General features: G+C 69.1%; 21 protein-coding genes and 1 tRNA gene. 10 read left to right on the top strand and 12 right to left on the bottom strand.

The features are described from left to right. Positions 1-76: 76 nt before the first annotated feature. Positions 77-781 (top strand): GntR family transcriptional regulator, encoded by a 705-nt coding sequence (locus tag F8O03_RS11590; protein ID WP_167516551.1) that lies wholly within the window; start codon positions 77-79, stop codon positions 779-781. Between the two features lie 86 nt (positions 782-867). Here F8O03_RS11590 and F8O03_RS11585 read toward each other — a convergent pair. Continuing rightward, positions 868-952 (bottom strand) — tRNA-Tyr (locus tag F8O03_RS11585). 124 nt (positions 953-1076) lie between these two features. On the opposite strand from F8O03_RS11585, the gene F8O03_RS11580 reads away from it, so the two are divergent. Both F8O03_RS11580 and cls read left to right on the top strand, forming a co-directional pair. Next, a complete protein-coding gene (locus F8O03_RS11580; RefSeq protein ID WP_104254643.1) occupies positions 1077-1565 on the top strand; it encodes a YajQ family cyclic di-GMP-binding protein in 489 nt (162 codons plus the stop codon). Positions 1566-1621: 56 nt separating this feature from the next. Further along, positions 1622-3136: a cardiolipin synthase gene (gene cls / locus F8O03_RS11575; protein WP_151424050.1), complete on the top strand. Its 1515-nt coding sequence runs from the start codon at positions 1622-1624 to the stop codon at positions 3134-3136. Between the two features lie 280 nt (positions 3137-3416). On the opposite strand, the gene F8O03_RS11570 is transcribed toward cls, so the two are convergent. From F8O03_RS11570 to F8O03_RS11560, 3 genes are all read right to left on the bottom strand, one after another. Then, entirely contained in the window at positions 3417-4781 is a 1365-nt protein-coding gene (locus F8O03_RS11570) for an FAD-dependent oxidoreductase (protein ID WP_151423971.1), read from the bottom strand. 86 nt (positions 4782-4867) lie between these two features. Next, the gene (locus F8O03_RS11565) at positions 4868-5965 is read right to left on the bottom strand and encodes a polyprenyl synthetase family protein (protein WP_104254549.1); all 1098 of its coding nucleotides are present in this window, start codon (positions 5963-5965) and stop codon (positions 4868-4870) included. A 102-nt stretch (positions 5966-6067) separates the two neighbouring features. Continuing rightward, complete coding sequence (locus F8O03_RS11560) at positions 6068-6796, bottom strand: class I SAM-dependent methyltransferase (protein ID WP_151423970.1); 729 nt, start codon at positions 6794-6796, stop codon at positions 6068-6070. 93 nt (positions 6797-6889) lie between these two features. Here F8O03_RS11560 and F8O03_RS11555 point away from each other — a divergent pair, with 93 nt between their 5' ends. Continuing rightward, positions 6890-8200 (top strand): isochorismate synthase, encoded by a 1311-nt coding sequence (locus tag F8O03_RS11555; protein ID WP_151423969.1) that lies wholly within the window; start codon positions 6890-6892, stop codon positions 8198-8200. A gap of 74 nt (positions 8201-8274) precedes the next feature. Continuing rightward, complete coding sequence (locus F8O03_RS11550) at positions 8275-8730, top strand: ASCH domain-containing protein (RefSeq protein ID WP_151424049.1); 456 nt, start codon at positions 8275-8277, stop codon at positions 8728-8730. A 64-nt stretch (positions 8731-8794) separates the two neighbouring features. Here the strand turns inward: F8O03_RS11550 and F8O03_RS11545 are convergent, their stop codons facing one another. Continuing rightward, on the bottom strand, positions 8795-9646 hold the full coding sequence (locus F8O03_RS11545) for a PPK2 family polyphosphate kinase (RefSeq protein WP_151423968.1): 852 nt from the start codon (positions 9644-9646) through the stop codon (positions 8795-8797). 95 nt (positions 9647-9741) lie between these two features. Between F8O03_RS11545 and F8O03_RS11540 the strand changes: the two genes are divergently transcribed. Next, positions 9742-9951, top strand: coding sequence for an Rv0909 family putative TA system antitoxin (locus F8O03_RS11540; protein WP_104254545.1), 210 nt, complete (start codon positions 9742-9744; stop codon positions 9949-9951). A 60-nt stretch (positions 9952-10011) separates the two neighbouring features. Here the strand turns inward: F8O03_RS11540 and F8O03_RS11535 are convergent, their stop codons facing one another. Then, on the bottom strand, positions 10012-10506 hold the full coding sequence (locus F8O03_RS11535) for an acyl-CoA thioesterase (RefSeq protein ID WP_416375850.1): 495 nt from the start codon (positions 10504-10506) through the stop codon (positions 10012-10014). Positions 10507-10603: 97 nt separating this feature from the next. Here F8O03_RS11535 and F8O03_RS11530 point away from each other — a divergent pair, with 97 nt between their 5' ends. After that, positions 10604-11233 carry an LppP/LprE family lipoprotein gene (locus F8O03_RS11530; RefSeq protein WP_151423967.1) on the top strand — a complete coding sequence of 210 codons (630 nt, stop codon included), beginning with the start codon at positions 10604-10606 and terminating at the stop codon, positions 11231-11233. 39 nt (positions 11234-11272) lie between these two features. Here the strand turns inward: F8O03_RS11530 and menD are convergent, their stop codons facing one another. Then, entirely contained in the window at positions 11273-13042 is a 1770-nt protein-coding gene (menD, locus tag F8O03_RS11525) for a 2-succinyl-5-enolpyruvyl-6-hydroxy-3-cyclohexene-1-carboxylic-acid synthase (RefSeq protein ID WP_244296233.1), read from the bottom strand. A 73-nt stretch (positions 13043-13115) separates the two neighbouring features. Continuing rightward, positions 13116-13685, bottom strand: coding sequence for a PLDc N-terminal domain-containing protein (locus F8O03_RS11520; RefSeq protein ID WP_151423965.1), 570 nt, complete (start codon positions 13683-13685; stop codon positions 13116-13118). Between the two features lie 96 nt (positions 13686-13781). Between F8O03_RS11520 and F8O03_RS11515 the strand changes: the two genes are divergently transcribed. After that, on the top strand, positions 13782-14168 hold the full coding sequence (locus F8O03_RS11515; protein WP_151423964.1) for a DUF4229 domain-containing protein: 387 nt from the start codon (positions 13782-13784) through the stop codon (positions 14166-14168). Here the strand turns inward: F8O03_RS11515 and F8O03_RS11510 are convergent. Further along, on the bottom strand, positions 14165-15142 hold the full coding sequence (locus F8O03_RS11510) for a 1,4-dihydroxy-2-naphthoate polyprenyltransferase (RefSeq protein WP_151423963.1): 978 nt from the start codon (positions 15140-15142) through the stop codon (positions 14165-14167). The genes F8O03_RS11515 and F8O03_RS11510 overlap by 4 nt on opposite strands. Positions 15143-15301: 159 nt before the next feature. Here F8O03_RS11510 and F8O03_RS11505 point away from each other — a divergent pair, with 159 nt between their 5' ends. Beyond that, on the top strand, positions 15302-16540 hold the full coding sequence (locus tag F8O03_RS11505; RefSeq protein ID WP_151423962.1) for an SGNH/GDSL hydrolase family protein: 1239 nt from the start codon (positions 15302-15304) through the stop codon (positions 16538-16540). Between the two features lie 56 nt (positions 16541-16596). Here the strand turns inward: F8O03_RS11505 and F8O03_RS11500 are convergent, their stop codons facing one another. The 3 genes from F8O03_RS11500 to F8O03_RS11490 all read right to left on the bottom strand — a co-directional run bounded on the left by F8O03_RS11500 (position 16597) and on the right by F8O03_RS11490 (position 19516). Continuing rightward, entirely contained in the window at positions 16597-17955 is a 1359-nt protein-coding gene (locus tag F8O03_RS11500) for an AMP-binding protein (RefSeq protein WP_151423961.1), read from the bottom strand. A 40-nt stretch (positions 17956-17995) separates the two neighbouring features. After that, on the bottom strand, positions 17996-18907 hold the full coding sequence (locus F8O03_RS11495; RefSeq protein WP_151423960.1) for a 1,4-dihydroxy-2-naphthoyl-CoA synthase: 912 nt from the start codon (positions 18905-18907) through the stop codon (positions 17996-17998). A 72-nt stretch (positions 18908-18979) separates the two neighbouring features. Further along, positions 18980-19516, bottom strand: coding sequence for a hypothetical protein (locus F8O03_RS11490; protein WP_151423959.1), 537 nt, complete (start codon positions 19514-19516; stop codon positions 18980-18982). Positions 19517-19690: 174 nt separating this feature from the next. Between F8O03_RS11490 and F8O03_RS11485 the strand changes: the two genes are divergently transcribed. Then, positions 19691-20704, top strand: a complete 1014-nt coding sequence (locus F8O03_RS11485) for an o-succinylbenzoate synthase (RefSeq protein ID WP_151423958.1) — start codon at positions 19691-19693, stop codon at positions 20702-20704. Positions 20705-20727 lie beyond the last annotated feature (23 nt).

The raw sequence follows: 20727 nt of genomic DNA, 5'->3' as shown, positions 1-20727 counted from the left end.
TTATCTATGTTGAGGGGGCTGTACTGCCTCTTTGGCATTCCAAACGCGCACTTCAGTGCGTGCCAGAATGGTCCCCATGAGCCCTGAGCCGACCCCCGCGCGCATCGCGCACACCCTCCGCGAGCAGATCATCACGGGCGAGCTGGCGATGGGGTCGAAACTCAACGAGCGCGAGATCGCAGAGCGACTGGAGGTGTCGCGCATCCCGGTGAGGGAGGCCCTCCCGATCCTCGAGTCCGAGGGGTTCATCACCACGCAACCGCGGCGCGGCGCGGTCGTGCACGTCCTGACCGTGACCGACGCCACCGAGGTGTTCGATCTGCGTCGGCAGCTCGAGCCGATGGCATCCGCCTTCGCCGCCAGGCGAGCACGCGCCGGCGCCGATGTCGCCCCCATGCTCGCCGCACTGCGTTCGGCGCACGGGGAGTCCACCCCTGACACCCAGTCGACCCCGCCGGCGTCGACGCGCAACTCCGACCTGCACGAGGAGATCATCGCGCTCGCAGACCACGCGCTCCTTCGCCGGGTGACGAAGCTCATGAGCGGCCGGGTGCGCTGGCTCTTCCGACTCACCCCGCAGCGCGACACCGCGGCGATGTGGGTCGAGCACCGCGAGATCGTCGACGCGATCGTCGCGGGTCAGGTCGATGTGGCAGAGCTGCTGACCGCAGCACATGTCGAACGGGGCCGCATCGAGTCCATGCCGCTGCTGGAGGCGCAGCTGCCGCGAGAAGCCCCCGCGACGAAGACCAGACGTCGACGCGCTCCCGTCCAGCCATAGGCGCCGACTGCCAGTGCCGGCTCGCCCATGCCACCCCGTGAACGCACCTGACGCGAGGCATCTTGGAGATGCCTCGCGTCAGGTGTTGGTGGCGAGTGAGGGATTCGAACCCCCGAATGCTGAGCAGTCTGATTTACAGTCAGATCCCTTTGGCCGCTTGGGTAACTCGCCAGTGCACAGCGCAGAGCGCAAACGTGCAGGCTAGAGACTACCGACTTCCACCCGGTTTGTCGAAACGACGCAGACGTCGCTCCTGCTCACGAGATTGTCGGCGCTCCTCGCTACCATGGTGGGCATGGCAGATTCCTCGTTTGATGTCGTTAACAAGGTCGACAAGATGGAGGCGGACAACGCCGTCAACCAGGCGCAGAAGGAGCTCGAGACGCGCTATGACTTCAAGGGCGTCGGCGCCTCGGTCGACTGGTCTGGCGAGAAGCTCCTCCTCAAGGCCTCCAGCGAAGAGCGCGTGAAGGCGGTGCTCGATGTCCTGCAGACCAAGTTCATCAAGCGCGGCTTCTCACTGAAGACGCTCGACGTCGGTGACCCCTATGCCTCAGGCAAGGAGTACCGCATCGAGGCCTCCCTGAAGGAGGGCATCGACCAGCCGAGCGCGAAGAAGCTCACGAAGCTCATCCGCGACGAAGGCCCGAAGAGCGTCAAGGCGCAGATTCAGGGCGACGAACTGCGTGTCTCCTCGAAGAGTCGTGACGACCTTCAGGCGACCATGGCGCTGCTCAAGAGCGCCGACGTCGACGTCGACCTCCAGTTCGTCAACCGCCGCTAGTGCCCTCGGGGGCCGCCGTGGCCGAGTTCACCCCGAGCTCGGCCATCGGCGCGCTCATGCCCTGGTATCCGGAGCTCGGCCTGACCGGGTTCTGGCTCGTTGCGGTCGCCACGATCTACGTGCTCATCATCGTCACGTCGGTCGTCGTGATCCCCCGAAACCGGCGACCCACGACGGCGCTCGCCTGGATCATCACGATCATCCTCATCCCCTACCTCGGCGTCGTCCTCTTCTTCCTGTTCGGCACGAACCAGCTGCCAACCCGACGCCGACGCATGCAGGCTCAGGTCGACGGCATCATCCGCGACGCCACCGACCAGATCGCCCCGGCCGAGCAGGTCATCACGAGCCCATCGTGGTTCGCCCAGGTCACGAAGCTCGGTGAGCACCTCACCGCGATCCCCCTCGCCGACGGCAACCGCCTCGAGCTGCACGGCACCTACAACCGGGCCATCCGTCGGATGGCCGACGAGATCGACGAAGCCGAGAGCTACGTCAACGTGCTCTTCTACGCCATGAGCCACGACGACGCCACCGCCCCGTTCTTCGACGCGCTCGAACGCGCCGTGCAACGCGGCGTGACCGTCCGCGTCCTGTTCGACCACGTCGGCTCGATGCGCTACCGCGGCTACAAGAAGATGAAGCATCGGCTCACCCAGATCGGCGCCGACTGGCACCGGATGCTCTCGCTCTACCCCTGGCAGGGCGGCATGCAGCGCGTCGACCTGCGCAACCATCGCAAGCTGCTCGTCGTCGACGGCCGCACGGCCTACCTCGGATCACAGAACCTCATCTCCCGCGACTACCACCGCGGCCCCAAGCCCGGCGGCGACGACCTCAAATGGAAAGACCTCATGCTCCGCATGGAGGGGCCCATGGTCACCGGCGTCAACGCCGTCTTCATCTCCGACTGGTACGCCGAGACGGAAGAGCTGCTCACCGACGTCTTCGAGAACGACCCGGTCACCCCAGAACCCGACGAGGCGGAAGCCGAGATCGAATCCGGCGACCAGCACGACGTGTTCCCCTGCCAGCTCGTCCCGAGCGGCCCCGGCTACGAGAACGAGAACAACCTGCGCCTCTTCAACCAGCTGCTCTACGCGGCTCGGGAGCGCATCGTCATCGTCAGCCCCTACTTCGTCCCAGACGACTCACTCATGTACGCCATCACGACAGCCGTGCAGCGCGGCGTCAGCGTCGAACTCTTCGTCGGGGAGATCGCCGACCAGTTCTTCGTCTTCCACGCCCAGCGCTCCTACTACGAGACGCTCCTCCGCGCCGGCGTCAAGATCATGCTGTACCGACGCCCCTACATCCTGCACTCGAAGCACATCACCTTCGACGACTCCGTCACCCTCATCGGCTCCAGCAACATGGACATGCGCTCCTTCACCCTCAACGCGGAGCTCATGCTCATGGTGCACGGCGAAGAGTTCGTGAACCGGATGCGCGAAGTCGAGAACGGGTACCGGCAGCGCAGCTTCGAGCTGACCCTCGACGAGTGGCGGCAGCGGCCCATCCTGACCCGCGCACTCGACAACGTCGCCCGCCTCACCAGCGTCATCCAGTAGCGACAACCCGGAGCGCCAACCGCGCCAACCGCGCTGATCCCGCTGATCGATTGCAGGAACCGTCTCGGCAAAGAATCTTCAGCCGACGGCGAGCTCCCCCAGTATCGCGCCGCGGTCAGAACGACCATTGCGACGCGGCTCAGCCGCCGGCTGAAGTGTTGACTCGGACCGGTTCAGCCCGAAATCTCTTCCGCTCTCTGTGCGTACTCCGAGCGTACGAGGTGAACGGTCGTTCCGCGATGGGCAGAACTCCCCACTTCTTGAACGGCGACCAAAACCCCTATTCGCCCCGGGAAATCCGCGTCATCTCGTCCCGATCCACAACCTTGATCCGCTCACGGCCATTCGCCTCGCCGAGTGCGAGCTCGTGCGCGTCGAGACGACGCCACCCGGCGAGGTCGGTGAACCGCACCCCACGCGATTCGAGCAGCTCCACGACGGAGGCCTCGCTCGCGTCGGCGGGAGTCCACCAGTTGCCCTGATCCGCGACGAGGTGCGTCACCGTCTCGAGTGCATCCGACTTCGTGTGCCCGATCAGGCCGATGGGTCCGCGCTTGATCCACCCCGTCGCGTACATTCCGTTCACCTGCTGGTTGTCGTCGTCCCAGACCTGACCCTCGCGGTTCGGGATGACGCCGTGATGCTCGTCGAACGGCACGCCGGGCAGGGGCGAGCCGAAGTAGCCGACGGCCCGGTAGACGGCCTGCACCGGGTACTCGACGAACTCGCCGGTCCCGCGCACACCGCCCTCGGCGTCCGGCTCCGTGCGCTCGATCCGGAGCGCGCGCACGCGTTCGCCGTCTGGCCCGTCCTCTGTGAGCACCGCATCCGGCTTCGAGTAGAAATGCAGGTGGAGGCGACGCGAGGCGGTCAGCTCCCGCTCCCCGCGCCACTTGCCCATGATGCGCCCGATCACCATGAGCTGCTTGTTCGTCTTCGCGAGCTCGGCGGCAGCCGGGTCGCGGTCGAAGTCGTCCTCGTACACGATGACGTCCACGTCTGGCACCTCGCCGAGCTCACGCAGCTCGAGGGGCGTGAACTTCACCTGCGCAGGCCCACGCCGGCCGAACACGTGCACGTCGGTGACAGGGCTCGACTCGAGACCCTCGACCACGTTCTGCGGCACCTCGGTGGACATGAGGTCCTTCGGGTGCTTCGCGAGCATGCGCGCGACATCGAGCGCCACGTTGCCGTTGCCGATGACGGCGACCTCGCGAGCGTCGAGCGGCCACGTGCGCGGCACGTCGGGGTGCCCGTCGTACCAGTTCACGAAGTCCGCGGCTCCGTAGCTGCCCTGCGCCTCGATGCCCGGGATGTCGAGGGAGGCGTCGCGGATGGCTCCCGTCGAGAAGATCACCGCGTGGTAGTGCTGCTTGAGGTCGTCGAGCGTGATGTCCTTGCCGAACTCCACGCCGCCGAAGACCCGCATGACCCCGGATTCGAGCACCTCGCGGAGGGCGTTGATGATGCCCTTGATGCGCGGGTGGTCAGGGGCGACCCCGTACCGCACCAGCCCGTATGGGGCAGGCAGCTTGTCAAACAGGTCGATGGAGAGGTCGAACTGGCGCTCCATCTTCTGCAGGATGTCGGCCGCGTAGATGCCGGCTGGTCCTGCGCCGACGATGGCAAGGCGGAGCGTGGTCACATGTCCTCCAGGACGGATCGAGGTGGAGGCTCGCGAAGTGTCGTCCTCCGGACGGGTCGGGGGTGAGGCGTCTCAGAACGTCTCGGTCAGCGATCGCGGCTGACGACCTCCGCGGCGAAGCGCTCGAGTGCGTTCTTCGCCGGGCCGGCTTTCAGCGGCCGCAGGGCCTCGACCGCGAGGGTCACCCAGTTCTGGGCTTCGTCGATCGTGAGCTGCGTCACGCGGTGCTCGCGGAGTTCGGTGATGATGCTCGAGATCTCCTCCTCGCCCGCGCGAGTCTCCTCCGGCTGCTCGTTGACGCCGGCGACGCGTGTGCGGATGCGCTCCAGCAGGTCGCGGCTCGCTTCGTCGGTCGCCGCCTGGCGTTCCAGCAGCAGCACAGGGAGCGTCTCGACACCCGCACGCAGGTCGGTGCCCGCGAGCTTGCCCGTCGTGTCCGGGTTCTGCTGCAGGTCGATGACGTCATCAGCGAGCTGGAAGGCGACACCGACCCGCTCGCCGTACTCGGCAAGCGCCGCGACGACCGGCTCGGGTGCGTTCGACACGATCGCGCCGAACTGGGCGGCAGCGGAGATGAGGGAGCCCGTCTTGTCGGCGAGGACGCCCACGTAGTGATCGATGCGGTCGGCACCGGCCGACGGTCCCGTCGTCTCACGCATCTGCCCGAGCACGAGCCGTTCGAAGATCGAAGCCTGCAGCCGGACGGCGCGAAGGCCCAACTCCGAGAACAGCAGGCTCGAGCGGGCGAAGAGCAGGTCGCCGGCGAGGATCGCGATGGAGTTGCCCCACTGGAGGTGCGCGGCGGCGACGCCGCGACGCAGCTCCGCCTCATCCATGACGTCATCGTGGTAGAGCGACGCGAGGTGCGTGAGCTCGACCGCGGCGGCTGCCGTGATGACGTCGTCGGACCCCGGCGTCTCGCCGAACTGCGAGGAGAGCACCGTGAGCATGGGGCGCAGGCGCTTGCCGCCTGCGTTGAGGAGGTAGCGGGCGGTGACGTCGGCGATCTCGTCGGCGTACTGCACCTCGGCACCGAGGCGAGCCTCGACCGCGGCCAATCCAGCGTCGAGCCGCTCGCGCAGCACGTCGGACTTCGGACCGTCGAAGAGGTCGTCGGTTCCGCCCGGCACCACGGTGCTTCGCGCCTTGCGGCGCTGTTCGGTCTTGGGGAGCTCCACGCTCATGTCTCCTGGTGGTTCAGGTGTTCCGTCCGAAGGAGATCTCCGCACGAACTGGGTTGGGGGTGCAGGTGGCGCTGGGCCGTTGCCTGCTGGCTTCCGTCTCCCCTAGCTGGGGGCGCTGCCTGCTTCGGAGAGCGGGACGAATCCCTTGTGCAACGCGACGATCCCGGCAGTGAGATTGCGGTACTTGACCCGCTCGAAGCCCGCTTCCCGCAACCAGGATGCCAGCTCGCGCTGCGCAGGCCACGCGATGATCGACTCGTTCAGGTACGTGTACGCCTCGGGGTCGCTGCTCACGAGCTTCACGATGCTCGGCATCGCGAGCTGCATGTAGGCGCGGTAGCCCGTGCGGATGATCGCCTGCGGCGGCGTCGAGAACTCCGCGATGACGAGGCGTCCGCCCGGTTTCGTGACTCGCAGCATCTCCCGCAGTGCGACCTTCGGCTCCTGCACGTTGCGCAGGCCGAAGCTCACGGTCGACGCGTCGAACGTGTTGTCGTCGAACGGGAGCTTGGTCGCGTCACCCTGGACGAACTCGATGTCGGGGTTCGCACCGTGGATGCGCTTGCCCTCCTCGATCATGCCGGCGGAGAAGTCGAGGGCGGTGACCTTGGCGCCAGCGTCGGCGAGGACCTTGCTGACCGTGCCGGTGCCTGCAGCGACATCGAGGATCTTCTCACCCGGCTGCGGGGCGATGGCGTGGCGGGTCTGCACACGCCAACGCGCCGCGTTGCCCATGCTCAGGATGTCGTTCGTCTCGTCGTATTTCTTGGAAACACGGTCGAACATCGACGACACTTGCTCGGGTCGCTTGTTCAGGTCGGCTTTGGTCACCGGATCATCCTACGTTGCGGCGCAGGCTTCGCCCTGGCCGCATTCAGGCGGACTCCCGGGCCGCCCTCCCACGCCGGGTCTAGGCTTGCGGTCGTGCCAGCTGTCAACGCCCCCCGCTTGCGCGCGCGGACCATCGAGGTGCCGCATTCCGGCGATCTCCTCCGCTTCGCATCCCCGACCTCTCCGCTCGTGTGGCTTCGGCAGGGCGACGGCATCGTCGCTTCCGGAAGCGCCTGGCGGGGCGAGTTCACCGGCGAGACGCGCATCCCAGACTCCGCTGACGCCTGGAGGCAGGTCGTCGAGGCGGCCGACATCGACGACACCGTCAAGGCCACCGGCTCCGGTCTCGTCGCGTTCGGGGCGTTCGCGTTCGCGGCTGAGTCCGGGGCGCGCAGCGTGCTCGAGGTGCCGGAACTCATCGTCGGTCGCCGCGGCTCGGTCTCGTTCGTGACCGCCATCACCGCGGACGGTTCCGAACCGAAGCCGCGCCTGCCCGAGGCTCAGCCGTTCGGCGAGACGGATGCGACGGCGATCCTCGAGGACGGCCTCATGTCGTCCGATGAGCACCGACGCGCGATCGACCGAGCGCTCGACCTCATCCACACGGGCCACCTCTCGAAGGTCGTCCTGGCGCGCGAACAGCGCGGCGGGCTCCCAGCTGGCGCAGATCGTCGCCGCCTGCTCGCGCGCCTCGCGTCCGCGTATCCCGAATGCTGGACGTACGCCGTCGATGGCCTCACGGGAACCAGCCCCGAGACGCTCGTCCGGGTCCTCGAGCGCCAGGTCTCCGCTCGGGTGCTCGCCGGTACGGCGCCGCGCGGTGCCGACGAGGAGGCGGATGCACGCGCCCAGGCGAGACTCCGCCACAGCGAGAAGAACCTCGCCGAGCACCGCTACGCGGTCGAGAGCGCGCTCGCGTCGCTCGAGACGCTCGACACGCACGACGACCCCGGCACGGGGCTCACGAGCAGCCGCGTCCCCTTCACGCTCAAGCTGCCGAACCTCTGGCACCTGGCGAGCGACATCCGCGGCACCCTCCCCACCGGCGTGACGGTGCTCGATCTGGTGGACGCGCTGCACCCGACGGCCGCCGTCGGCGGCACCCCCACCCCCGCCGCCCTTGACGCGATCCTGGCCCTCGAGCCCTTCGACCGGCAGCGCTACGCCGGCCCCGTCGGCTGGGTCGGCGCTGGCGGCGACGGCGAATGGGCCGTCGCACTCCGCGGTGCCGAGATCGACGCGAGCGGGTCGATCACGGCATACGCGGGCGGCGGCATCGTCGCGTCCTCAGACGCAGCGGATGAGTACCGCGAGACGCAGCTGAAGTTCCGCCCCATCGTGGAGGCGCTGCGCGGCGACGCGGAGGACGAGTCACGACGTCGCGGCGGGAAGACGACGCGGTGACGGACACCAGCAACAGCAACGAAGCGCTCGGACGCACCGAGCTCCCGAGCGTCGACCGCGCGGCTGCCGCGGCGATGTGGAGCGACTACCGCGCCGCCAACCAGAGCGCCGCCGCGTCGGCGTCCGACTACACGGTCGAGTACTTCGGGGACAGCGTCGAACTCGCCGACGAGCTGCTCGCGCTCGTGACCCACGGCCCGAAGCGCGCGACCGCAGGACTCGTCGAGGAGTTCACCGAGGAGAACGAGCCGCTCCCCCGCATCGGCTCGCATTGGATCGCCTGCGATGGCAGCGGCGCGCCAGTCGTCGTGATCCGCAGCACCGAGCTGCGCATCGGCACGTTCGACAGCGTCGACGCCTCCTTCGCCTACGACGAGGGTGAGGACGATCGGAGCCTTGAGAGCTGGCGTCGCGAGCACCGTCGCTACTGGGAGCGCACGCGCGCCGCCGCCGGTCGAGCGTTCACCCCGGAGCACGAGATCGTCCTCGAACGCTTCAGCCTCGTCTGGCCGCCCGAGTTCGCCGACTGACTGCGCGTCCCGGCCCGCCCCTGGCACCCCTGGCGCATCCCTCGGCCGCGGAGCGGCGCGAGAGCTAGGCGCTCTCCGCCAGACGCCGCTTCTCGACCTCGACGTCGAAGTCCGCAGCCGGCCACTGCAGGTCGAAGCCGCGCAGCGCATCCAGCAGCAGCCCCTTCACGACAAGCCGCGAGAACCACTTCCTGTTCGCGGGAACGCAGTACCACGGCGACGTCTCTGTCGACGTGCGTCGCAGCGCGATCTCGTAGGCATCCTGGTACTGGTCCCAGAGGAGGCGCTCATCGACGTCACCGGGGTTGTACTTCCAGTGCTTGTCCGGACGCTCGAGCCGTTCCGCGAGGCGAGCCCCCTGCTCGCCTTTCGAGATATGCAGCATCACCTTGATGAGCTTCGTCCCGGACGCGGCAAGCTCGTCCTCGAAGTCGACGATCGCCCCGTAACGCCGCTCGATCTCCTCCGGCGGCGCGAACGCGCGAACGCGCTGGATGAGGACGTCCTCGTAGTGTGATCGGTCGAAGACGCCGATCTTGCCTGCAGCGGGCAGCTGCTCGCGGATGCGCACGAGGAAGTCCTGCCCGCGTTCCTCCTGCGTCGGCGCCTTGAACGAGGCGATCTGCACGCCCTGCGGGTCGACCCCACCGATGACGTGACGCACGATTCCACCCTTGCCGGACGTGTCCATGCCCTGCAGCAGGAGCAGCACCGAGGGCGCCGCCCGGCCGACGCGCGCGTTCGCGAACATGCGCTCCTGCAGCTCGGCGATCTCCTCGTCGTGCTCCGTGAACAGGGCGGCTGCGTCTGCCTTCTTGCCGGTGAAACCTGGGGTCGAGTCCGGGTCGATCGAGCCAAGATCGAAGTCGGGGGCAACGCGCAGCACTGCGGCGTCTTCGGTGGTGAAGTGAGGCATGAGACCAGGCTAGCGCCACCGCCTGGCACTAGGCTTTGGCACCGCGACGGCTTCCACGACGGAGCGGGAGCGGCGCTCGAGCGAGGGAGAACCACATGGGCATCGAAGACATCACCGGCAAGGCGCAGGAGTTCCTGAAGGACCCGCGAGTCACCGAAGCACTGAAGAGCGAGCAGGCAGAGGACGTGAGCGACAAGATCCTCGACGGCGTCGCGGATGCGGCCCAGAAGGCCACCGGAGACAAGTTCACCGACCAGATCAAGGGCGCCAGGGACGCGGCCGACAAGCAGGTCGGCAACCAGTAGCGCAGCGGTTCAGCTGCACGAGGAGGGCACTCGGGAGACCGGGTGCCCTCCTGTGCGTGATCAGCGTCGCTCCTCGCCCGCCGTCGGGACCGCGATGGTGCCGGTCTTCGGGTGCGTCGTCGGCATCCGGTCGCGGGCGTAGGTGATGGTCGAGTAGCCGTGCGGCTCGGGGATGCCCTCGTCGCCGAGGCTCACGAAGACGATCTTCTCGATGGAGAGGATCGTGCGGCGCGTGATCATGTTGCGCACGACGGCTCGCATCGTCATGGAGGTGCGCCCGAAGTGGGTCGCGACGAGGCCCATCTCGATGAGGTCACCCTGTTCGGCCGACGCCTCGAAGTTGATCTCCGAGATGTACTTCGTCACGCACCGGTAGTTGCCGAGCTGGATGATCGCGTAGATCGCGGCCTCTTCGTCGATCCAGCGCAGCAGGCTGCCGCCGAAGAGCGTGCCGTTCGCGTTGAGGTCTTCGGGGCGCACCCACTTCCTCGTGTGGAAGTTCATGGCACCGTCCGCAGCCGCGGGTGCCTCTGGGTTCGTGGATGAGGGGGCCATCGTTCCTCCGGAATCATCGTTGGACGTGCCAGACCAGCATATGTCCTGACATATGCACTCCCTGGATCCGTCAAGCCTCGCTCATTAGCCTTCGGGAATGTCGACTGAGGAGGGCTCCACCATGCGAATCCCACGATCAGCACGCATCCCCGCCAGCTTCGCGTTCCTCGCCGCCGCATCCCTCGGCATCAGCGCGTGCGCCGCGACCGCAACGCCACCGACCGCTGAGACGACTCCGGCCGCCACGGTCACCGTGACCGCCACGACGACGCCCACCCCCGAGAGCGAGCCGAGCGAAGCGCCCGCGCCGGAGACCTCCTGCGCGGACTCGACACAGGCCGAGGCCCTCGAAACCGCACTGCCCCAAGTCGAGGCATATCCGGACTTCCCTGACCTGCCGTGGGTTGCGGCCGAACCCGACCGCGAGACCTGGGATGCGTGCGCGCCACTCTCCTACGTCGTCGTCACGCTCGAGGGCGGGACCGCATCCACCCCGCACCACATCCTGCTCTTCCACGGCGGTGAGTACGTCGGCACGGCGACGGCGGACGCGTACGGCTTCTCCCCTGAGATCGGGCAGCTCTCCGACACCCTGATCACGGTCACCTACCGGTACCCGCTGCCCGGCGAGCCCAACGCCGCACCGACTGGCGAGTCGGTCGCCACCTTCGCGTGGGATGCGGGAACGCAGTCCGTCGTCATGGACGGCGATCTTCCACCCGCCTAGACCGCGGCGACACGGTGCGCCGCGTGCGTGCTCCGGCCGTCAGCCGCGAGGCAGCGGCACCTCGATGAGGATGCGCTCGTGCTCGCGCGAGACGAGCGCGCCCTGGAGGTCCGCGCGGGTCTCCGCTCGGCAGTAGCTCCAGCCGTACGCGGTTGCCAGCGCCTCGAGGTCGACCCTGGTGGGCGTGTAGAGCACCCGCGTGTGCGCCTCGACGGCGGCGGTTCGAGCCACCTCGAGGTCGTCGAAGATGGTGCCCCCGCCGTCGTTGCCGACGATGAGCTGCACACGGGGAGCCCACTCGCCCCCCTGCCCGATAAGCAGCGATGACGCGTCATGCAGCAACGTGAGGTCGCCGATGAGGGCACGCGTCACGCCACCCTGGGCTGACACCGGACCGCCGAGCTGGCTGCCGACGGCGACTCCAAGGGTCGTCGCGATCGTGCCGTCGATGCCCGCGAGACCGCGGTTGGCGTGGACCCGGATGGGCTTCCCGGCCACCTGGGCGTCGAGCGAGCGGATGAGCGTCGACGCTCCGAGGACCAGCCGGTCATGCGGCCACGTCGCGCTCCACACCGCCTCCGCGAGCATCCGCCGGTCGACCTTGGTGCGAGCGACCGCCAGTTCCTGCTTCGCGAAGCGACCCCGCACCGCGGTGTCGCTGGAACGGGACGCCTCGATGTCGGGCGCCGGGGTCTGCTCGGCGCCCGCCTCCACCAGCGCTCGACTCGCGAGCACCCACTCGCGGAGCCAGGCGCGGGATTCGGTTCTCGCATCCGCATCAGCGGGCGGCACCGGATGCACGCGCACGGCGTCGACGTGCGCGGCGACCGCGTGCGCCGGGTTGTACGGCTCACCACCGGTCGGGCCGACGACCACGGCGTGGACGTCGTCGCGTGCGATGAGCTGGGGAATCTCGCGGCTGAGCGTCGGGTGGCCGAAGACCAGCACCCGCTCGATCGTGTCGCGGAGGTCTGGGCGCGGGGAGGTCGCGCCGAGCAGCTGACGGTAGGCGAGCACGAGGTTGCGCCCGTAGCGCGAACCGCTCGTGGCCTCCGCGATGAGCGGCCAGCCACCTTCGTGCGCGACCTTCTCCGCCTCAGGGCCGGCAGCGGCGCCTGCGATGACAAGCGTGCGGGGCCAGTCCGCCGCCTCGATGTCGAGCGTGTCGGCCGCGTCCCCCTGGACTGCTGCGGCTCGGCCTTGGTCGGCCGCGGCTCGGTCATCGGGAGCGGCGGCGGCCCACTCGTCCAGTTCCGGAACGGCAACGCTCAGCGGGTCGCGGAACGCGAGGTTCAGGTGCAGCGGCCCGCGCGTGTCAGCTGCACGGATCGCAAGGCGCTCTGCGAGCGGCGCCTCATCCGGGGCCCCGACCGGCGCCTGCACGGCCTCGTGCGGAACGTTGGGGCCGAAGATGCCCGGCTGCGTCGTCGCCTGGTTGGCACCGATGCCGAGGAGCTCCTCGGGGCGGTCCGCGGTGACGGCGACCAGCGGCACGGTGGCATGGAACGCCTCGAGCATGGCCGGGAGCAGGTTGGCGACCGCTGTCCCTGACGTCGTGATGACGGGGACCGCTCGCCCGGTCTCGGCAGCGAGGCCGAGCGCGAAGAAGCCAGCGGAGCGCTCATCGATGCGAACGTGCAGCCGGACCGCGCCGACACGTTCCAGTTCGGCCGCGACCAGCGACAGCGCCTGCGAGCGAGACCCTGGGCAGACGACGAGGTCAGTGACCCCGCGCTGGACCAGCTGGGCGAGGAAGTCGAGGCTGAAGTCGGTGGCCGGGTTTCCGGTGCGGGGCAGCGAGGCGGGCACCGGCGTTGAGACAGCCGACGCATCGCCCCCTGCGGGGCGCTGCGAGTGGGGAGGTTCGGGGTCGGCGTGCCGATCAGGCACGGGACGACCCGTCGCCCTGAGTCCAGTCGTCCTTGTGCTCGATGGGCTCGCCGTCATGCCCGGCGTCGCCTGCTTCGCCCTTGCGCGGCTTCTTGCCGCCGAGCTCCGGCTTGGCGGGCTTCTCGGTCCTGTCAGCCTTCGAGGTCCGCTCGCCCTTCACGGGCTCGTCTGCAGCATCCTCCAGCGCCGTCGCGGCGCCGCCTTCGGTGACGGGGCCCTTCGGCGCGGCGGCCGGGAACTCCACGTCGTCGAGCGCCTTCAGCTCTTCCTCCAGCTTGCGGATGCGCTCCTCGCTGTCGGACTCGATGCCGATGGACTTGAGGAACGTCTCGTCGTCATCCGGCGTCGTCTGCACGGGCTTCACGGCGGCCGCGTTGCCGCGCACCTTGCCGAAGAACAGCCACAGGAGCGGGCCGACCACGGGAACCAGCAAGACCACGACAACCCAGACGGGTTTCGGGAGCGCGCGAGTGCGCTTTGCGTCCGTCATCGCGCAATCGACCACGGCGAAGATGGTCACCGCGACGACGATGACTGCGGCAGTAATGAGGAGGCGAGACATGGTTCCCCGAGGATACGCGACTTGCCTCCACCCGACCTGGTGGCGTCTGTGCTCTGGGCGAACCCGGGCTCACCCGCCCGCTCGTAGAATTGCCGGATGAACTCGAAGCGCGCCTGGCTTGTCTACTCCGTCATCAGACTGCTCGCGTTCGCGGTGCCATTCGCCGTGGTCATGCTGGCCCTGCCCGCCTGGCAGTGGAACTGGCTGGCCGGCGCCCTCGTCGGCGCCGTCATCAGCGCGTGCATCTCCGTCATCTTCCTGCGCGGCACACGCCAGCAGATGGGCGACGACCTACAGCGCCTCACCGAGCGCAAGGACGCGCGCACCGCCGACGACAAGGACGAGGACGCGGCCTTGGACTCCACCGCTGAAACCGCCGCGGCCGAGCCAGGCACCGAGACTGACGAGACTGAGCCAGCCAAGGTGGACTCCGGTGAAGAGCAGACGCCCGACTCTTCGCCGCAGCACTCGCCGAACAGCTAGCGCACGTATCCGCTGAACACGATGCCGAAGCCGAGCAGCAGCGCGTAGGCGAGCGTCGCGAAGCTCGTCAGCATGAGCGCGAGGATGAGCTCCTTCGGCTTGCGGGCCGTCGCTGTGATGAGGACCGCGGGAGCGGCGAGCAGCAGGGCGAAGAACGTGAAGATCGCGTTGCGGTAGGCGATGGCGAAGAGGATGGCGAGCACGAACGGCGCCAGCGTGAAGACGCCGAAGAGCCAGCGCGAGACGACCGGGCCGACGAGCACAGCAAGCGTGCGCTTGCCGGCGAGGCGATCCTGCTCGATGTCGCGGATGTTGTTGACCATGAGCACAGCGCAGGAGAAGAGGCCGATCGCGGTTGCCATGATCCACACGTTCGTGGAGACGCTGCCGATCTGCACGAACGTCGTGCCGGCGGTCGCGACGAGGCCGAAGAACACGAAGACGAACACCTCGCCGAGCCCCGCGTATCCGTACGGACGCTTGCCACCCGTATAGAACCAGGCCGCCAGGATCGCGACCGCGCCGACGGCCAGCAGCCACCACTGTCCGGAAGTGACGACCAGGAAGAGACCTGCGAGGGCGCCGAGGCCGAAGAAGATGAAGGCGACGAGTCGCACGCGCTTCGGGTCGACGAGGCCCGAACCGGTCAGACGGGCGGGGCCGACGCGGTAGGCATCCGTGCCGCGGATGCCGTCGGAGTAGTCGTTCGCGTAGTTCACGCCGATCTGCAGGCACAGGGCGACCGCGAGGCAGGCGAGCGCGCGCACCCAGTGGTACTCGCCGAGCGGCCCGTCGACGATGGCGCCGGCCGTGCCCAGCAGCACCGGGGCGATGGCGAGCGGGAGCGTGCGCAGCCGGGCACCGGAGATCCAGGCGCGCGCATCCAGCTTGCGCACCTCGCCGGCTTTCGGCCGGGGCCGCTGCGTCGGGTTCGCTTGCTGCTTCCGCTGTCTCTGCTTCTGTTTCTGCGCCACGGAGCGATTCTAGAGGGCGGCGCGCGGCCCGCATCCCGACGACGACGGTCGGCGACCCCGAGAAGCGAGCTCGCCATCCCGTTCTCGGCCAGCATCACGGTGGCACTATGAGACCACCACCTCCCCGCCCCCGATCGACGCCCGCTTCACAGGAGATCCATGACTTCCCGATCACGCGTTCGCGCGGCGGCCGTCTGCCTCGCGGCCGCAGGCATCGTCCTGCTCGTTGCTCCCGGGGCCCTCGCGGCGCCCCTCGGCGATCCGACGGTGAGCGGAGGCACGCAGGGGCGTGAGTACGTCGCCCTGGGCGACTCGTACTCCGCCGGCTTCGGCCTCGAGCCGTTCAGCGAGGAGCCAGCCGCCGGCTGCTTCCAGGCACTCGCGAACTACCCGCACCGCATCGCCGAATCGCTCGGCCTGACCCTCGACGACCGCACGTGCAGCGGCGCCGTCACCGCCGACATCCGCGATGTCGAGCAGGTCACCGCGGCCGGTGCGAGCGCGCCAGTGCAGTCGGCGAGCCTCTCCGCCACGACCGAGATCGTCACCCTGTCGATCGGCGGGAACGACCTGCAGTTCTCGGACATCGCCGCATCGTGCATCGCAGCGAGCTCCCTCGGACCCCTCGTCGCCGATCAGACCACGCCCAACTGCCGTTCGAAGTACGTCGTCAGCGGAGGAGGCGTCGAAGTCGACACCCTGAAGGACCGCATCGACTCGCTGGTCGCCCCTGCGCTGGCGTCGACGTTCGCCCTCGTCACCGAGAAGGCACCCAACGCCGAGATCGTCGTCGTCGGGTACCCCGCCATCACCCCGGACCCCACGAACACTCCGGTCGGAGGCTGCTTCTCCCCCGCCTTCACCGCGGCCGGCTACCCGGAGAACTCCTTCCCGTTCACCGACGTCGACACCGCATACCTGCACGAGACGGAAGCGCACCTCGACGCGGCCATACAGACGGCGGCCGAGGCCAGCGGCGCCACCTTCATCTCCACCCTCGAGGCGACGGCCGCCCACTCCGCCTGCACGACCACGGACTCGTACATGAACGGCATCACGCTGGAACCGGGCGAGGGGACGCCGACCACACCCGGTGCATCCCTCAAGCTCGGCGCGCTGCATCCCAACGAGGCCGGTGTCGCCTACCTCGCGGAGACCGTGGGAGCCGCGCTGCGAACGAGCCTCGAACCGGGCACGCCCGAGGCGACCGCGCCGACTGCCACGGCGAGCGCGACCGCCACCGCCCAGCCGACAGCCCCGGCACCGACCGCACCGACCGCACCACTTGTCATTGCGGGCGTGCTGGTCCTGCTCGGAGCCGCACTAGGCACGGCACTCTTCGTCCGCCGACGCTCGGCCGCCGCCAACCGCACGCCGAAGCACACCCCAGAGGCCTGACTCCGCCGAGCGCCCGGCGATCGTTCGCCGCAACCCGGGTAAGTCGATCTCCAGGCTCAGACCTCGTCGGCACCTCCGTGGGAGAGCCGCGCGACCAGGTCCTCCAACGAACGACGGTCCGGCTTCCCACTGGGCAGGTGCGGGATGCTCGGTGCGATCACGAGGAGCGCCGGACGCGCCGCACGGCCGGCGGCCGCCGTCGCCTCGCGAACGGAGCGCCAACGCCCCTCGTCCGCGAGCGCACGTGCATCCAGCAACGTCGCCCCGACATCGGGCAAGGGCGTGTCAGGCGCCCAGGCCGACGCCTCGACCACCAGCGCTGGCACCTGCCCCCACTGCTCAGACGGCGCGGCGACGACGACGGCCCCCTCGAGGCCGGGCAGTCGGCGCACGATGCCCTCGACCCGGTCGAGGAGCACCTTCTCCCCACCGGAGACGATGACGTTGTCGAGTCGGCCCGTCACCACGAGCCGTTCGCGGCCCGTCGCCTCGTCGATCTCGAGCCGCCCTCCGTCGCTCGTGCGGTACCAGCGCTCCCCGTCGTCCTCGACGAACGCCTCCGCGGTCCTGCGCGGATCACCGAGGTAGCCAGCGCACAGCACGGGGCCCGCCAGCTGCACCTCGCCGTCGCGGATCCGCACCTTGACCCCGTCGAGCGGCTCCCCGTTGTAGAGGCTGCCGCCGCTCGTCTCGCTCGAGCCGTAGCTCGTCACGAGGTTCCAGCCGAGGTCCCGTGCCCGCGACCGAAGCGAGGGCGGCAGCGCCTGCCCACCGACAAGGATCGCGTCGAAGCGCGCGACGGCGCCCGCGACCGGACCAGCCGCCGCCTCGGTCTCCGCGGCGTCGAGCAGTCGCGAGAGCTGCGCCGGGACGAGCGACACGTAGCGCCGCTCGGCGGTCAGCTCACCCGCCGCGCGCGCGAAGCCCTCTGCGGTGAAGTGCTCGTCGCCGAGCACAACAGGCTCGGTTCCAGCGAGCATCGACCGCATGAGCACCTGAGCTCCCGCCACGTAGGAGGCGGGCAGGGTCAGCAGCCACTGTCGAGTGACCTCGGCTGGCTGGCCGGGGGCGCCGAAGAGCTCATCGAACCTGGCGTACGTGGCCGCCGCGGACGCGCGCAGTGCGCGTTCCGTGAGCATGACCCGCTTCGGCTCGGCCGTCGAGCCGCTCGTCTCGATGACGAGCACCACGTCGGTCGGCACGCGCTGAAGGGCGCCGCCGTCGGAACCGCCGGAATCCGAGGTGGACGCGGCCGCCGAGGTATCCGCGGTCACCCCCGGGCCGGCAGTCGGCAGGACGGCGGGTCCCTCGCCATCCAGGGCTCCCTCGAGCGCCGCCGTGACGGCGGCCGGGTCGCGCGCATCCACGCGAACGAGCCGCCGCAGGCCCGCGGCGCCCGACGATCCAGCCGTCATCGCGAGGACCCCGCCGCCGACCCGGACCAGCCGGCCGGCGCTAGAACTGCCACGGGAACGGCGACCAGTCGGGCTCACGCTTCTCGAGGAACGAATCACGCCCCTCGACGGCCTCATCGGTTCCATAGGCGAGACGGGTCGCCTCGCCGGCGAACACCTGCTGACCCACGAGGCCGTCGTCGACGGCGTTGAACGCGAACTTCAGCATGCGGATCGCCGTCGGCGACTTCGTCAGGATCGTTTCCGCCATGCGCACCGCCTCGACCTCGAGCTCCGCGTGCGGCACAACCCGGTTCACGGTGCCCATCTCCATGGCTCGATCCGCCGAGTACTCCTCCGCGAGGAAGAACACCTCGCGCGCGAACTTCTGCCCCACCTGCTTCGCGAAGTACGCGGAGCCGTATCCGGCATCGAACGACCCGACGTCCGCATCCGTCTGCTTGAACTTCGCATGCTCGCGCGACGCGATAGACAGGTCACAGACCACGTGCAGCGAGTGGCCGCCGCCCGCCGCCCAGCCGGGGACGACCGCGATGACGACCTTCGGCATGAAGCGGATGAGACGCTGCACCTCGAGGATATGCAGGCGCCCGTTGCGGGCCGCGTCGATCGTGTCACGCGTCTCGCCGTCGGCGTACTTGTACCCGTCGCGACCGCGGATGCGCTGGTCGCCGCCCGAGCAGAACGCCCAGCCGCCGTCCTTCGGGCTCGGCCCGTTGCCGGTCAGCAGCACCACCCCGACGCGCGGGTTCATGCGCGCGTCATCGAGCGCCCGCGCCAGCTCGTCGACCGTCTGCGGCCGGAACGCGTTGCGGACCTCAGGCCGGTTGAAGGCGACACGGGCGATGCGCCCCGTCACATCCAGGTGATACGTGAGGTCGGTGAGCTCCTCGAAGCCCGGGACGGTGCGCCAGCGCTCGGCGTCGAAGAGTTCGGAGACGAAGGCAGTCATGCCCCAACGCTAACCGACTCGCGGCCGCGACCAGACGAGCAGCCCACGGGGAACGCCCCGTTCCGTCAGGAACTACCAGAGAGGCGGCGCAACAGGCAGCGTGCCGCCGTTTGCCATGAGCTGGACCAGCGTGTTGCCGACCAGCCACGCTGGCGGCGCACCGAACGGCAAGCCGAGGATGAGCGCGAAGATCGCAGCTCCCCTCGCGCTGTTGAAGATGATGCCCCAGAGCGCAAGAGCGATCGTCAGGAATCCGGCGATTCCCGCCGTGAGCAGCCACATCTCGATCTCGAACTTGCGGTCGATGCCGAACAGGTTCGACGCGTAGAAGAACACGAACACGTCCGCCAGCACCGTGATGAGCACGCCGAGCAACGCCCAGTGCCCTGCCGACCAACGTCGCGGGTTGAACGCGATCTCGTACCAGGTGCGCTGGACGACCGTGCCGTGCCGATGCTGGGGCTTGTCGTATCCCGGCTTGCGGACGACAGACGCAGAGCGCGCGGGCTGACGCGCCTCCGGCGCCGGGCCGAGGAGGCCGTCGTCGAAGTCCTCGTCAGCCGGCGGCGGGCTGAAGCGAGGTGCGGGGCTGGAGAGATTCGTAGACATAAGGGTTTCGCGTCCGGTGTGACGGATCGATGCCCCAGCCTAGCGCGATCCGGACGGATCGCACCCAGCTCGACCGCTTGTTCCCGTCCGGCGCGACAGCGGCACGAACCAGCAGCTGCGGCTCGGACCAGTGGCCGCCGCGCCAGCCATCGAGAAGAGCGAGAGAATGGGCGCATGCAGCTGCCCGACCTGGACGAGCTCCTCGCCCGCACGCACATCGTGACGCTCCCCCTGGTGACGCGCTTCCGGGGCGTGGATGCGCGGGAAGCGGCGATCATCCGCGGCACCCAGGCCTGGAGCGAGTTCTCGCCGTTCCTCGAGTACGAAGACGCGGAGGCCGCGAACTGGCTGCGCGCCGCCCTCGAGTTCGGCTTCGACGCCTCCTTGCCCCGGCGCTCTGACGGGGAGGTGTGGGTCAACGCGACCGTGCCCGCCGTCGAAACGTCGAAGCTCGACAGCGTGCTTGCCCGCTTCGATGGCTGCCGGACGGCGAAGATCAAAGTCGCCGAGCGCGGGCAGGCGCTCGCCGACGACGTCGCCAGGGTGCGAGGGGTCCGCGAGCGACTGGGCTCGGATGCACGGCTGCGCGTCGACGCGAACGGCGGCTGGTCGGTCGACGAGGCGGTCCAGGCCCTCCGCGTGCTCGCTCGCTTCGACCTCGAGTACGCGGAGCAGCCCTGCTCGACCGCCGCGGAGCTCGTGCAGCTTCGGCGGCGCCTCGTCGCCGAGGGAATCGCCGTGCCGATCGCCGCCGACGAGTCCATCCGCAAGGCAGAGGACCCGCTCGAAGTCGCGCGTCTCGGCGCGGCCGACGTGATCGTCGTGAAGATGCAGCCCCTGGGAGGCGTTCGCCGCGCCGCCGAGATCGTGCGCGCGACAGGGCTCCCGGCCACGGTGTCGAGTGCCCTCGACTCATCCGTGGGCATCGCGATGGGCGCGCAACTGGTCGCAGCCCTGCCCGAGCCGCGACACGACGCAGGTCTCGGCACGGCGTCGCTCCTCGCGGATGACGTCGTGGCGGAGCCGCTCCGACCTCGCGCCGGGCGCATCCCGCTCACCCCGGTCGCGATCGACGAGGCCGCGCTCGAGCGCCTGGCGTCACCGTCCGTTCGTCAGGACTGGTGGCGCGCCCGCATCAGTCGCTGCCACGCTCTGCTGACCGCGTCAGCTGGGCGCAACGGCTACTGAACCCTGTACGGCCGACCGCCGCT

The organism is Pseudoclavibacter terrae (genome assembly GCF_008831075.1).
In the GTDB taxonomy this organism is placed as follows: Bacteria; Actinomycetota; Actinomycetes; order Actinomycetales; family Microbacteriaceae; genus Pseudoclavibacter; species Pseudoclavibacter terrae.
This window is presented reverse-complemented; position numbering and strand designations above follow the sequence as displayed.

Excerpts from the sequence above, each read along its gene's own strand:
- F8O03_RS11590 (WP_167516551.1), top strand. The coding sequence starts at position 77 with ATGAGCCCTGAGCCGACCCCCGCGCGCATCGCGCACACCCTCCGCGAG.
- F8O03_RS11580 (WP_104254643.1), top strand. The coding sequence starts at position 1,077 with ATGGCAGATTCCTCGTTTGATGTCGTTAACAAGGTCGACAAGATGGAG.
- cls (WP_151424050.1), top strand. The coding sequence starts at position 1,622 with ATGCCCTGGTATCCGGAGCTCGGCCTGACCGGGTTCTGGCTCGTTGCG.
- F8O03_RS11565 (WP_104254549.1), bottom strand. The coding sequence starts at position 5,965 with ATGAGCGTGGAGCTCCCCAAGACCGAACAGCGCCGCAAGGCGCGAAGC.
- F8O03_RS11550 (WP_151424049.1), top strand. The coding sequence starts at position 8,275 with ATGTGGAGCGACTACCGCGCCGCCAACCAGAGCGCCGCCGCGTCGGCG.
- F8O03_RS11545 (WP_151423968.1), bottom strand. The coding sequence starts at position 9,646 with ATGCCTCACTTCACCACCGAAGACGCCGCAGTGCTGCGCGTTGCCCCC.
- F8O03_RS11540 (WP_104254545.1), top strand. The coding sequence starts at position 9,742 with ATGGGCATCGAAGACATCACCGGCAAGGCGCAGGAGTTCCTGAAGGAC.
- F8O03_RS11535 (WP_416375850.1), bottom strand. The coding sequence starts at position 10,506 with ATGGCCCCCTCATCCACGAACCCAGAGGCACCCGCGGCTGCGGACGGT.
- F8O03_RS11530 (WP_151423967.1), top strand. The coding sequence starts at position 10,604 with ATGTCGACTGAGGAGGGCTCCACCATGCGAATCCCACGATCAGCACGC.
- F8O03_RS11520 (WP_151423965.1), bottom strand. The coding sequence starts at position 13,685 with ATGTCTCGCCTCCTCATTACTGCCGCAGTCATCGTCGTCGCGGTGACC.
- F8O03_RS11515 (WP_151423964.1), top strand. The coding sequence starts at position 13,782 with ATGAACTCGAAGCGCGCCTGGCTTGTCTACTCCGTCATCAGACTGCTC.
- F8O03_RS11505 (WP_151423962.1), top strand. The coding sequence starts at position 15,302 with ATGACTTCCCGATCACGCGTTCGCGCGGCGGCCGTCTGCCTCGCGGCC.
- F8O03_RS11500 (WP_151423961.1), bottom strand. The coding sequence starts at position 17,955 with ATGACGGCTGGATCGTCGGGCGCCGCGGGCCTGCGGCGGCTCGTTCGC.
- F8O03_RS11495 (WP_151423960.1), bottom strand. The coding sequence starts at position 18,907 with ATGACTGCCTTCGTCTCCGAACTCTTCGACGCCGAGCGCTGGCGCACC.
- F8O03_RS11490 (WP_151423959.1), bottom strand. The coding sequence starts at position 19,516 with ATGTCTACGAATCTCTCCAGCCCCGCACCTCGCTTCAGCCCGCCGCCG.
- F8O03_RS11485 (WP_151423958.1), top strand. The coding sequence starts at position 19,691 with ATGCAGCTGCCCGACCTGGACGAGCTCCTCGCCCGCACGCACATCGTG.